Here is a 13,281-nt window from a genome sequence, read left to right on the forward strand (position 1 = left end):
CCTCAGTGACGGTCGGCACTTCAGCGACAGGCAAGTCCTTGAGGTCGTCATCCAGGCTCAGCAGGAAGTCGTCTTCAGCCAGAGTCTCCGGGGAAGCATCGCCGCCCAGATCCATGTCCAGGTCAAAGTCCGACAGGTCGTCGAGGCTTTCCTTGATTTCAGTCTGTTGTTGCAACACCGACTCAAAGCTCAGGTCGTCGTCCAGCGGAAACTCATCCAGCTCAGCCAGAGACTCTGGTTCTGGCTCAGGCTRTGGCTGCGGTGCCGGCTCGACTGCAACCGCAGGCGTGATCGGAGTAGCCGCTTCCAGATCGTCGAGACTCAGATCGAAAGCACTGTCAAAGTCAGCCAATGCCGGTTCCGGGGCTTGCTGCTCGTCCAGCAGCAGGTCCTTGACGTACTGTGCGTCCAGCTCGGCGGCGACAGCTGCGGCGGCCAGACCGCCCACCGCCGCGACCACCATGGCCGGGAAGCGGCTTTTCAGCTGTTCGACCCGGGCGAAGTTGTCGCCGTTGGCCACCAGTTGACGCTCCTGAGCGACGAACGCATCGCGATCGCCCTGCTGACCGTAGACTTCCATCAGCTTCAGGCGCAGGTCGCTGCGTTGCGGCTCTTGCTTGATAGCGTCTTCCAGCAGCGCGGCAGCCTGATTCAGGCGACCAGCCGCGATGTGCGACTGAGCCTGGGCCAAGACGTCGTCAGAGCGTTCGGCGGCAGGCGCAACCAACGGTGCAGCGATCGGTGGCGTCATCACAACCGGGGCAATCACCGGGGCCGGTGCAGGTGCAGGCGTTGGTGCGGTCGCGAGTTTCACGCTTGGCGGCGGGACTTCCAGACCTTCGAAGCTGCTTTCCGGCAGGTCGAGGTCGGCGGAGAACTCTTGCTCCTCAGCCAAGGCACGGGCCATGCGCAGATGTTTTTCTGCTTCTTGCTGAGCTTTGCGGCGACGGGCCAGCAACAGCAGCAAGAGCAGCAGAACCACTGCACCGCCACCCACCAGACCCAGCAGGATCGGGTTGGTCAGCAGTTCGTTGAATTTCTGCTCGTCGGACGCCACAGGCGTCGGCTCGACGGCTGGCGCCGGAACGACTTCCGGCGCAGGAGCCGCCGGAGTCACTTCAACAGGTGTTGCCGCCGGGCTGGCTGCCAGCTCGGCCGACATCGCCGGAGCGGTCGTAGCCGCCGGTGCGCCCGCGCCGCCTTCGGCTTGCAGCTTGGCCAACTGATTATTCTTCAGTTCGATCAGGCGCTGCAGCTTGTCCAGCTGGCTTTGCAGGTCGTTCATGCGGCTTTTCAGTTCAGCGTTGTCACGGCGAGCCGTGTCGAGGCTTTCCTGGGTCACGGCCAGCTTGTTGCTCAAGGCTTTCGCATCACCGGCGGCACCTTTGCCACGGCCCTTGCCGGTGTCGGCAGAGACCAGGCTCAGCTTGTCCGTGGCGATTTGCGACGAAGCGCCGTCACCGCGAGCACGCTTGGTGGCGTCGAGTTGCTGCTGCCCGCTTCCAGGCTTCGCCACATAGCGACGACCGTGGCGCCATGCAGAGTTCTGCGCCGCGACTTCAGCGATGGCTTTGGGTTGCGGCAGGCTGGCGCTTTGCACCTGATCCGGCAGACGCAGCACCTGGCCGGCTTTCAGCCGGTTGATGTTGCCGTCGATAAAGGCATCCGGGTTCAGCGCCTGGATGGCCAGCATGGTTTGCTGGATCGATCCACCGTTACGCGCCTTCGCGGCGATTTCCCATAAGGTATCGCGCGACGTGGTGGTGTATTGCGTGGATTTGGTCGCGCCGGTGACTGGCGCGGTCACCGCCTGGGCTGGCGCCGGTTGCGCGGCGGCATCGGCGGTTTGCGGCGAGAATTTGGACGGATCGAGCAGCACGCTGTAATCACGCAGCAGACGACCGCTTGGCCACATCACCTGAACCAGGAATTTCACCATCGGTTCGGACAGCGGTTTGCTGGAGGTGATGCGCAGGATGCTTTTGCCGCTGGCGTTAAGCACCGGCGTGAAAGTCAGGTCGTTGAGGAACGCCTGACGATCGACACCGGCCTTGGCGAAATCTTCGGGCGAGGCCAGGCTCGGCACCACTTCGGCAGCCGTGAGGTCCTTGACGTCGAGCAACTCGATTTCTGCTACCAGAGGCTGGTTCAGCGTCGATTTCAGGGTCAATTCCCCAAGCCCGAGGGCATGCGCCATACCGGAGGACAGCGCCGAGGCGGCCGCTATTGCTAACACCAGTTTGCGAACTTGAACCATAGCCTCATCCTTTGTTTGAACATTCCTCGGCCAGCGAGAAGGTGTTGATTGCCGCTGCCGTAAGGCGTTGCGCGCGACGGCGAAGGGTCGTCGCGCGCGATCGTTTCATTCATGCGACGAAAGCCCTGCGGGATGGCTCGCCTCAAGCATTCCAGCCAAACATGGTGTTCGGCTGGAACCACTAGAAAAAATTGTTGCCAAGTATCTTTTACAGCAGGTCTTTTATCAACAATTCAGCCACCTGCACAGCATTGAGCGCGGCGCCTTTGCGTACGTTATCTGACGTCAGCCATACGTTAAGTTCCGCCGGGTCGTCGATCCCGCTGCGAACCCGACCAACGTAAACCACGTCCTGCCCTACCGCATCRCCTACCGGAGTCGGGTAATCGCCCGCCTCGACCAGCTCGATACCGGGCGCCGCTTCCAGTGCCGCGTTGACTTTCGCCAGGTCGACAGCGCTCGATGACTGCAAGGTCACGCTATAGCTATCGCCAAAAAACACCGGGGCTTGAATGCAAGTGACGGAAATCTTTAATAAAGGCAGCGACAAGACCTGACGCAGCTCGCGCACCAGACGCTTTTCCAGCAACGTGTGGCCCTGAGCATCGGGCGCACCGACTTGCGCCAACAGGTTAAAAGCCATCTGCCGATCGAAGAAAGCCGGCTCCAGCGGACGCACGTTGAGCAGTTCGGCGGTTTGCCGGGCCAGCTCGCTGACGGCTTCGCGGCCCTGGGCGGATACCGCCAGGCACGCCGTCAGGCTGACGCGTTGCAGGTCGAGCAAGTCGAGCAGCGGCGCCAGCACCACCGCCAGTGCTGTCGCCGAAGGGCTTGGGCTGCTGACCTGGAAGGGCTTTTTCAGGCCGGCAAGAATTGCAGCATTGGCCTCGGGCACCACTTGCGGCGCCTGATCGGCCGGCAACGCGCCGGACAGGTCGATCAGCGAGCAACCGGCGGCCGTAGCGCGCGGGGCGAAACTGAGGGTCACCGCCGGACCGGCGGCGAAGAACACCAACTGGACTTTGCTGAAGTCGAACTCATCGACTTCGCGCACCCGCACGTTCTTGCCGCGAAACGGCACCGAGTGTCCGGCCGATTCACTGCTCGCCAGCAGGTGCAGATTGCCGACCGGGAAGTCGCGTTCTTCGAGAATCTGGACGAGTGTTTCGCCGACAGTACCGGTGGCGCCGATCACGGCAATATCGAAGGACTGGCTCATGGTTCTACCTCTGGCGAAACGGGGGGAGCGGCACTTTACCGGGTGGTTGGTGGTGAGGCAATGAATGGGGAAGCCTTGTAGCAGCTGCCGAAGGCTGCGTTCGAGGACGAAGTCCTCGTCATGGCGATCCCGATCATTCAGGCAAACCGCGCGCGCAGGGTTTACGACTGCTGCGCAGCCGGACGCAGGCTTCGCCAGCTGCTACAGAAGTTGGATGGCGCGCATAAAAAACCCGCACCTCTTTCAAGGCACGGGTTCTTTCATTGCATCAATCGATCAACGCTCAAGCAGGATCCGCAGCATGCGACGCAGCGGCTCGGCCGCGCCCCACAGCAGTTGGTCGCCGACGGTGAAGGCACCGACGAATTGCGAACCCATGTTCAGCTTGCGCAGACGACCGACCGGCACGTTCAGGGTGCCGGTGACTTTCGTCGGGCTCAGCTCCTGCATGCTGATCTCACGGTTGTTCGGCACCAGCTTGACCCAAGGGTTGTGCTGGCTGATCAGCCCTTCGATGTCAGCGATCGGCACGTCTTTGTTCAGCTTGATGGTCAGCGCCTGGCTATGGCAACGCATGGCGCCGATGCGCACGCAGATGCCGTCCACCGGGATCGGGCTCTTGAAGCGACCGAGGATCTTGTTGGTTTCGGCCTGGGCCTTCCACTCTTCACGGCTCTGGCCGTTCGGCAGTTCCTTGTCGATCCACGGGATCAGGCTGCCGGCCAGCGGTACGCCGAAGTTTTCGGTCGGGTACGCGTCGCTGCGCATGGCTTCGGCAACACGGCGGTCGATGTCGAGAATGGCGCTGGCCGGATCGGCCAGTTGATCGGCGACAGCGCCGTGGGTCACACCCATTTGCTTGATCAGCTCACGCATGTGCTGCGCGCCGCCACCGGAGGCCRCCTGATAGGTCATGGCGCTCATCCACTCCACCAGACCGGCTTCGAACAGACCGCCCAGACCCATCAACATCAGGCTGACGGTGCAGTTGCCGCCGATGTAGTTCTTGGTGCCCGCGTCGAGCTGCTGGTCGATAACCTTGCGGTTCACCGGGTCCAGCACGATCACCGCGTCATCCTGCATGCGCAGGCTGGAAGCGGCGTCGATCCAGTAACCCTGCCAGCCGGCTTCGCGCAGCTTCGGGAACACTTCGCTGGTGTAGTCGCCACCTTGGCAGGTCAGAATCACGTCGAGGGTTTTCAGCTCTTCAATGCTGTAAGCGTCCTTGAGCGGAGCAATGTCCTTGCCCAYGGACGGGCCTTGGCCACCGACATTGGAAGTGGTGAAAAACACCGGCTCGATAAGATCGAAATCCTGCTCTTCCAGCATCCGCTGCATGAGCACGGAACCGACCATGCCGCGCCAACCGATCAGACCTACACGTTTCATCGCAACTACACCTTCTTGAAAAGTGGGCCGCTGCTTTCAAGGTTGAAAATTGCAGCGGGCCAGAGAGATTACAGATTCCGCAGCGCGGCGACTACTGCGTCGCCCATTTCCTGCGTACCGACCTTGGTGCAACCAGCCGACCAGATGTCTCCCGTACGCAGACCCTGATCCAAAACCAGGCTCACGGCCTTCTCGATGGCGTCGGCCGCATCCTGCAGATTGAAGCTGTAACGCAGCATCATCGACACCGACAAAATGGTCGCCAACGGGTTGGCAATGCCCTTGCCAGCGATGTCTGGCGCCGAACCGTGGCACGGCTCGTACATGCCTTTGTTGTTGGCATCCAGCGACGCCGACGGCAGCATGCCGATGGAACCGGTGAGCATCGACGCTTCGTCGGAAAGAATGTCGCCGAACAGGTTGTCGGTGACGATCACGTCGAACTGCTTCGGCGCACGCACCAGTTGCATGGCGGCGTTGTCGACGTACATGTGGCTCAGTTCGACGTCCGGGTAGTCCTTGGCCACTTGCTCGACGATTTCACGCCACAGCTGGCTGGAGGCCAGCACGTTGGCCTTGTCCACCGAGCACAGCTTCTTGCCGCGTACGCGCGCCATGTCGAAACCGACACGGGCGATACGGCGGATTTCAGTTTCGCTGTATGGCAGCGTGTCGTAGGCCTGGCGCTCGCCGTTTTCCAACTCGCGCACGCCACGTGGCGCGCCGAAATAGATACCGCCGGTCAGTTCACGGACGATGAGGATGTCCAGGCCAGCAACGATTTCTGCCTTCAGGCTGGAAGCCTCGGCCAGTTGCGGGTACAGGATCGCCGGACGCAGGTTGCCGAACAGGCCCAGTTGCGCACGGATTTTCAGCAGACCGCGCTCAGGGCGGATGTCACGCTCGATGGTGTCCCATTTCGGGCCGCCCACGGCGCCCAGCAGCACAGCATCGGCTGCGCGTGCACGGGCCAGGGTCTCATCGGCCAGCGGCACGCCGTGCTTGTCGATGGCGGCGCCACCGATCACGTCATGGCTCAGTTCGAAGCCCAGGCTGTACTTGTCGTTCGCCAGCTCCAGCACCTTGACCGCTTCGGCCATGATTTCCGGGCCAATACCGTCGCCTGGGAGAATCAGAATCTGCTTGCTCATGCTTTCCTCATGTCATCAGTCGGCGCACCCGCGGGTGCGCCCGGAAAAATTCTATAGTTAAGCCATCAGCACCAGTACATCGGTGCTGAACGAACCATCGGCTTCAATCTCAAAATATTCGCGCACCTCGTTGCCCATCGATTGCTGCAACTCGAGGATCGCCGCGCGCATCACCTGCGGCGTACGCATGCGCTCGACCCAGGAGGTGTACTCCAGGCGCAACCGTTGACGCGTGGTACTGCGGGTATGCAACCCCGCTTCGCTGACCTGACGCAACCACTCGCCCGCAGAATAATCGCGCACGTGGCTGGTGTCGCGCAGCACTTCGACGCTTTGCAAGTAAGTGTCGAACAACGGGCTGCCCGGCGACAACACATCGATGAACGCCGCCACCCCGCCCGGTTTCARCACCCGGCGAACTTCGCGCAGGGCCACACCGAGGTCGCTCCAATGGTGCGCCGAATAGCGGCTGAAGACGAAGTCGAACTCGCCATCGGCGAATGGCAGACGCTCGGCGGCGCCGTTGACCGTGGTCACATTGCTCAAACCCCGGTCGACAGCGGCGGCGGCAACCACATCGAGCATCTGCTGGGACAGGTCGTAAGCGACTACTTCCCTGACCAGCGAGGCCACATGAAAACTCACATGACCGGCGCCGCAACCCAGGTCCAGTACCCGAGCATCGCCCTGCCCCGCCAGTTCAGCCTGTAGCAGCGCGAACTCGGTGCCTTGAGCGTGTACGGCGCTGCTCAGATAGGCCGAGGCCTGTTCACCGAATTGTTTTTGGACTACCTGGCTGTGCTGCGCGGTGCTGGTCATCGGGACTTCCTTTTTAGGTTTAACCTTGCGCTGTCTGGGCCTGCCCGCGAAGAGGCCGGCCCTGATTACATCGATTCCAGATCAATCTCAGGCGTCGCGAAACAACCATGGCTGGCTCGCGCGGTGCTTGGCTTCAAACGTGGCAATCGCCTCGTGATCCTGCAAAGTCAGACCAATATCGTCGAGACCATTCAACAGGCAGTGCTTACGGAAGGCATCGATCTCGAAACTCAGCACTTTGCCGTCCGGACGGGTCACGGTCTGGGCCTGCAGATCGATCTGCAACTGGTAGCCCGGGTTCGCTTCAACCTGCTTGAACAGCTCATCGACTTCAGCGTCGCTCAAGATGATCGGCAGCAAGCCGTTCTTGAAGCTGTTGTTGAAGAAGATGTCGGCGTAGCTCGGCGCGATGATGCTGCGGAAACCGTACTCTTCCAGTGCCCACGGCGCGTGCTCGCGGCTGGAGCCGCAACCGAAGTTCTCGCGGGCCAGCAACACGCTGGCGCCTTGATAACGCTCGGCGTTGAGGACGAAGTCCTTGTTCAGCGGGCGCTTGGAGTTGTCCTGATACGGCTGGCCAACGTCCAGATAACGCCACTCATCGAACAGGTTCGGACCGAAACCGGTGCGTTTGATCGACTTCAAGAACTGCTTCGGGATGATCTGGTCGGTGTCGACGTTGGCACGATCCAAAGGCGCGACAAGACCAGTGTGCTGGGTAAAAGCTTTCATGCTGCGCTCCTTTAGATCAATTCACGGACGTCGACGAAACGACCGTTCACCGCGGCGGCGGCGGCCATGGCCGGGCTGACGAGGTGGGTACGACCACCGGCGCCCTGACGGCCTTCGAAGTTACGGTTGGAGGTCGACGCGCAATGCTCGCCCGACTCCAAACGGTCCGGGTTCATCGCCAGGCACATCGAGCAGCCAGGCTCACGCCATTCAAAACCGGCCTCGATAAAAATCTTGTCCAGGCCTTCGGATTCGGCCTGAGCCTTCACCAGCCCCGAACCCGGCACCACGATGGCCTGCTTGATGGTCGAAGCCACTTTGCGGCCCTTGGCGATCACCGCGGCGGCGCGCAGGTCTTCGATCCGCGAGTTGGTGCAGGAGCCGATGAATACACGGTCCAACTGAATGTCGGTGATCGCCTGATTGGCGGTCAAACCCATGTATTTCAAGGCGCGTTCGATGGAATCGCGCTTGACCAGGTCCATTTCCTTGGCCGGATCCGGCACGTTCTGATCCACGGCCAACACCATCTCAGGCGAGGTGCCCCAGCTGACTTGCGGCTTGATCTGAGAGGCATCGAGCTCGACGATGGTGTCGAACTTGGCATCGGCGTCGGAGACCAGGTCTTTCCAGGCTTCGACGGCCAAATCCCATTCCGCGCCCTTCGGAGCAAATGGACGGCCCTTGACGTAAGCCACGGTTTTTTCGTCGGCAGCCACCAGGCCAACACGGGCGCCGGCTTCGATGGACATGTTGCAGATGGTCATGCGGCCTTCAACGGACAGGTCGCGAATCGCGCTACCGGCGAATTCGATGGCGTGGCCATTACCGCCGGCGGTGCCGATCTTGCCGATCACGGCGAGGACGATGTCCTTGGCAGTCACGCCGAACGGCAATTTGCCCTCGACCAACACCAGCATGTTCTTCATTTTCTTGGCGACCAGGCACTGAGTGGCGAGCACGTGCTCGACCTCGGAGGTGCCGATACCGTGAGCCAGGGCACCGAATGCGCCGTGGGTCGAGGTGTGGGAGTCGCCGCAGACCACGGTCATGCCCGGCAAGGTGGCACCCTGCTCCGGGCCGATGACGTGGACGATGCCTTGGCGGACGTCATTCATCTTGAATTCGACGATGCCGTATTCGTCACAGTTATCGTCGAGGGTCTGAACCTGCAAACGCGAGACCTGGTCGACGATCGCTTCGATGCCGCCCTTGCGCTCCGGGGTGGTCGGTACGTTGTGGTCCGGGGTCGCGATGTTGGCATCGATGCGCCAAGGCTTGCGCCCGGCCAGACGCAGGCCTTCGAAGGCTTGCGGCGAGGTCACTTCGTGGATGATGTGACGATCGATGTAGATCAGCGCAGAGCCATCGTCGCGCTGCTTGACCAAATGCGAATCCCAGAGCTTGTCGTAGAGCGTTTTGCCGGCCATCAGACGGTTTCCTCATCAGCTTGTTTCTATGCCCCGGATCTTGAGTAATTCAATAACCCCTTGGCTTGTGAGGTCGATCCTAGGGGGTTACATTAAATAACTCAAATTCATATTTTTTATGCTTTGCATAACCAACTGGAATGCCACTGAGACCTCATTATGGACCTCGCCAACCTCAACGCCTTTATCGCGATTGCCGAGACCGGAAGCTTCTCCGGCGCCGGTGAACGACTGCACCTGACGCAACCGGCCATCAGCAAGCGCATCGCCGGGCTGGAGCAGCAATTGAAGGTGCGACTGTTCGATCGACTGGGCCGGGAAGTCGGCCTGACCGAAGCCGGCCGCGCCTTGCTGCCACGGGCCTATCAGATCCTCAATGTACTGGATGACACCCGCCGCGCCCTGACCAACCTGACTGGCGAAGTGACCGGTCGTCTGACATTGGCCACCAGCCATCACATCGGCCTGCATCGCTTGCCGCCCTTATTAAGGGAGTTCACCCGACGTTACCCGCAGGTAGCGCTGGATATTCAGTTCCTCGATTCGGAAGTGGCCTACGAAGAAATCCTCCATGGCCGCGCTGAACTGGCAGTCATCACCCTTGCACCGGAACCTCACACATTGGTCAAGGCCACGCCCGTGTGGGACGACCCGCTGGATTTCGTGGCCGCCCCGGAGCATCCGCTGATCAGCAACGGTGCGGTCAGCCTGGCGGACATTGCCCTGCACCCCGCGGTTTTCCCCGGCGGCAACACCTTTACCCACCACATCGTGCAACGCCTGTTCGAGGCCCAGGGCCTGACGCCGAACATCGCCATGAGCACCAATTATCTGGAGACCATCAAGATGATGGTCTCGATCGGCCTGGCCTGGAGCGTTTTGCCGCGCACCATGCTGGATGAGCAAGTGGCGCGCATACCCTTGCCGGGCATACAGCTCACTCGCCAGCTAGGCTATATCCTGCACACCGAACGGACGCTGTCGAACGCGGCAAAGGCCTTCATGGCTTTGCTGGATGCACAAATCGATCAGCCAGGGACTCGCGGCTAAGCTGTGCTTCTTCTTTTGTGCTACGCCTATAGAGCCCCAAAACCCTGTGCCTAACGCCCAATTCAGCCCAAGGCCTGTCATCCATGCCCAAATCTGTTGAACGTATGCCGCCAATGCCGCGAATTCAGGCAATTGACCCAAAACGGTCCGAGCAGAGCTGGGAAAGCGCCCCACAGTTGCTCGCGGCCCTCAATGGTGCCCGACTGGGCGCCTGGTATTGGGACATCGAGCGCGGGCAGATCAGCTGGTCACGGGGTACTCAGGCGTTGTTCGGCTTCGATCCCCGGCAACCGTTGCCCGAGGATCYGGAATACCTCGACCTGCTGCCCCAGGAGGATCGGGCGAAAGCCATCCGCGCCTTCAATGCAGTGATCGCCGGCGCTCCGCTGGAGCAGGCCATGCACCACCGCATCCGCTGGCCCGACGGCAGCCTGCACTGGCTGGAAATCAACGGCAGCCTGCTACCGGACAAAAACGGCCGGCCACGAATGATCGGGGTCATCCGTGAAATCACCCACCAGCGCCAGCGTGAACAAGCGCTGAGCAGCTCGGAAAAACGCTTCGCCACGCTGTTTCACCTGTGCCCGAACATGGTGCTGCTGACCCGACAGGAAGACGGCCTGATCAGCGAAGCCAACCAGTATTTCGAAAGCCTGTTCGGCTGGCCGGTGCAAGATGCAATCGGCCGAACCACACTGGAGCTTGGCCTTTGGGTCAACCCTGAGCAACGGGCGGAACTGGTCAAGGCCACCAAGGCCAAAGGTGAGCTGATCAACATGGAGGTGCAATTTCGCGCCAGCAACGGGCAGGTTCACGACGGCATTCTCAGCGCGCAAAAGGTCGAGCTCGAAGGCCAGCCCTATCTGCTGAGCACATTCCTTGACACCACCGAACGCAAAATCGCCGAGCACGCCCTCAAAGACAGCCAGGAACGCCTCGACCTGGCCCTGGATTCAGCACAACTCGGCACCTGGGACTGGCATATCCCCAGCGGCATGCTTTACGGCTCGGCGCGGGCCGCCCAGCTGCATGGCCTGGAGCCCAAACCCTTCCATGAATCCTTCGATGCGTTTTTCGAAGGTGTACCCGGTGAAGAACGCGACACCATGCGCGACGCTTACCGCAGCTTACGCGAAGGCCCCGCCGGCAATTATCAACTGACCTACCGCGTGCAGCTGCCGGACGGTAGTTCGCGCTACCTGGAAAGCCGCGCCAGACTCTACCGCGATGATGACGGCAACCCGCTGCGCATGGCCGGCACATTGCTGGACATCACCGAGCAAGTGGAGCGCGAACAGCAACTGATAGCGTCGGAAGAGAAATTCGCCACGTTGTTCCAGGTCAGCCCCGACCCGATCTGCGTCACGCGCCAGGACACCGGCCACTTCATCGAGATCAACTCCAGTTTCACCCAGACGTTCGGCTGGAGCACCACCGACGTCATCGGCCGCAGCGCCGACGAAATCGGTCTGTGGGACGCCTCGGCGAAAAGCCTGCAAAGGATCGAGCGGGTCATCCGCGAACAGGGCCTGAACAATGTGGCGATCATCGTTCAACACAAGGACGGGCAATCCCTGACCTGCGTGATCTCCAGCCGCCAGATCAGCGTCGGCGACCAGCCGTGCATCGTCACCACCCTGCGCGACATCACCCAACAGCAACGCTCGGAAGCGGCGCTCAAGGCCAGCGAAGAGAAGTTCGCCAAGGCCTTCCACTCAAGCCCCGACGCCATCACCATTACCGAGCGCGACACTGGACGCTATCTGGAGGTTAACGACGGCTTCTGCCGCCTGACCGGCTACCGTGCCGATGAAGTGGTGGGCCGCACGGTGTATCAGGTCGGCATCTGGGCCGAGGAGAAACAACGCTCGGCGTTGCTGGCCGAACTACAGATCAAGGGCCGGGTTCACCACCTGGAAATGCTCGGGCGCAACAAGCGCGGCGAGTTGCTGACCGTCGAAGTCTCGGTGGAACCGATCACCCTCAACGAAACCGCCTGCCTGCTGCTGACCGCCCGGGACGTCAGCCTGCTGAAAAATGCCGAAGCGCAGATCCGTCACCTGGCCTACCACGACCCGCTGACCAACCTGCCGAACCGCGCGCTGTTGATGGACCGCCTGAGCCAGCAGATCGCCCTGCTCAAGCGCCACAACTTGCGTGGCGCCCTGATGTTCCTCGACCTCGACCACTTCAAGCACATCAACGACTCCCTCGGCCACCCGGTGGGCGATACGGTGCTGAAAATCATCACCGCGCGCCTTGAAGCCAGCGTACGCATGGAAGACACCGTCGCACGCCTGGGCGGCGATGAGTTCGTGGTGCTGCTCAGTGGCCTGGAAGGCTCGCGCACCGACGTCAGCGCTCAAGTCCGGGAACTGGCGGATACCTTGCGCGAATTGCTGTCCGAACCGATGTTTCTCGATGGACAGCGCCTGCAAGTGACGCCGAGCATCGGCATCGCGCTGATCCCCGACCACGGCTCGACCCCGACCGACCTGCTCAAGCGCGCCGATATCGCCCTCTACCGCGCCAAGGACTCGGGCCGCAACACCACGCAGATGTATCACAACACCATGCAGAAGGCCGCCAGCGAACGCCTGCGCATGGAAACCGACCTGCGCCTGGCCCTTTCCCGGGGTGAGTTCAGCGTGCAATACCAGCCTCAGGTGGACGCCCGCAACAACCGCATTACCGGCGCCGAAGCCCTGGTGCGCTGGCACCATCCGCAACTGGGCGCGCAATCGCCGACCGAGTTCATCAAGGTGCTGGAAGACAGCGGGCTGATTCTGGAAGTCGGCACATGGATCCTCGACGAAGCTTGTGCGGCCTTCAAACGCCTGATCGCYAAAGGCCTGATCGACCCGCTCAATTTCAGCCTGTGCGTGAATATCAGCCCGCGGCAATTCCGTCAGAACGACTTCGTCGAACGCATCGAGCACAGCCTCGGCAGCCACGACCTGCCCTGCTCGTTGCTGAAACTGGAAATCACCGAAGGCATCGTCATCCAGAACCTGGACGACACCATCAGCAAAATGCGACGCCTGAAAAAACTCGGCGTGAGCTTTGCCATGGACGATTTCGGTACCGGTTACTCCTCGCTGACCTACCTCAAGCGCCTGCCGGTCGACACCCTGAAAATCGACCAGTCATTCGTCCGCGACGCCACCACCGACCCCAACGATGCCGAAATCATTCGCGCCATCGTCGCCATGGCCCGCAGCCTGGAACTGGAAG

General features: G+C 61.3%; 9 protein-coding genes. 2 read left to right on the forward strand and 7 right to left on the reverse strand.

Features of this window, described 5'->3' with window-relative positions; genetic code table 11:
• The 7 genes from AC1DLB_RS06540 to leuC form a co-directional block, all read right to left on the reverse strand.
• On the reverse strand, window positions 1–2,257 hold a 2,257-nt coding region (locus AC1DLB_RS06540), incomplete at its 3' end, for a type IV pilus assembly protein FimV (protein WP_477784761.1).
• 208 nt (window positions 2,258–2,465) lie between these two features.
• Complete coding sequence (locus AC1DLB_RS06545; protein ID WP_477744434.1) at window positions 2,466–3,476, reverse strand: aspartate-semialdehyde dehydrogenase; 1,011 nt, start codon at window positions 3,474–3,476, stop codon at window positions 2,466–2,468.
• A 276-nt stretch (window positions 3,477–3,752) separates the two neighbouring features.
• Complete coding sequence (gene asd, locus AC1DLB_RS06550) at window positions 3,753–4,865, reverse strand: aspartate-semialdehyde dehydrogenase (protein ID WP_477784762.1); 1,113 nt, start codon at window positions 4,863–4,865, stop codon at window positions 3,753–3,755.
• Window positions 4,866–4,933: 68 nt separating this feature from the next.
• Window positions 4,934–6,016, reverse strand: coding sequence for a 3-isopropylmalate dehydrogenase (gene leuB / locus AC1DLB_RS06555; protein WP_007935187.1), 1,083 nt, complete (start codon window positions 6,014–6,016; stop codon window positions 4,934–4,936).
• 57 nt (window positions 6,017–6,073) lie between these two features.
• On the reverse strand, window positions 6,074–6,835 hold the full coding sequence (locus tag AC1DLB_RS06560; protein ID WP_477784763.1) for a class I SAM-dependent methyltransferase: 762 nt from the start codon (window positions 6,833–6,835) through the stop codon (window positions 6,074–6,076).
• Window positions 6,836–6,922: 87 nt separating this feature from the next.
• Window positions 6,923–7,567 (reverse strand): 3-isopropylmalate dehydratase small subunit, encoded by a 645-nt coding sequence (leuD, locus tag AC1DLB_RS06565; RefSeq protein ID WP_018928097.1) that lies wholly within the window; start codon window positions 7,565–7,567, stop codon window positions 6,923–6,925.
• 11 nt (window positions 7,568–7,578) lie between these two features.
• On the reverse strand, window positions 7,579–8,997 hold the full coding sequence (gene leuC, locus AC1DLB_RS06570; RefSeq protein ID WP_018928098.1) for a 3-isopropylmalate dehydratase large subunit: 1,419 nt from the start codon (window positions 8,995–8,997) through the stop codon (window positions 7,579–7,581).
• A 159-nt stretch (window positions 8,998–9,156) separates the two neighbouring features.
• Between leuC and AC1DLB_RS06575 the strand changes: the two genes are divergently transcribed.
• Together AC1DLB_RS06575 and AC1DLB_RS06580 are read left to right on the forward strand one after the other, a co-directional pair.
• Window positions 9,157–10,047 (forward strand): LysR family transcriptional regulator, encoded by an 891-nt coding sequence (locus AC1DLB_RS06575; protein ID WP_018928099.1) that lies wholly within the window; start codon window positions 9,157–9,159, stop codon window positions 10,045–10,047.
• A gap of 83 nt (window positions 10,048–10,130) precedes the next feature.
• Window positions 10,131–13,281: sensor domain-containing protein (locus tag AC1DLB_RS06580; RefSeq protein WP_477784764.1), on the forward strand; the 3,151-nt coding region annotated here is incomplete at its 3' end.

It is taken from the genome of Pseudomonas sp. 05N434, from assembly GCF_056396965.1.

Coding starts and splice junctions, on each gene's coding strand:
- AC1DLB_RS06575 (WP_018928099.1), top strand. CDS start 9,157: ATGGACCTCGCCAACCTCAACGCCTTTATCGCGATTGCCGAGACCGGA.
- leuC (WP_018928098.1), bottom strand. CDS start 8,997: ATGGCCGGCAAAACGCTCTACGACAAGCTCTGGGATTCGCATTTGGTC.
- leuD (WP_018928097.1), bottom strand. CDS start 7,567: ATGAAAGCTTTTACCCAGCACACTGGTCTTGTCGCGCCTTTGGATCGT.
- leuB (WP_007935187.1), bottom strand. CDS start 6,016: ATGAGCAAGCAGATTCTGATTCTCCCAGGCGACGGTATTGGCCCGGAA.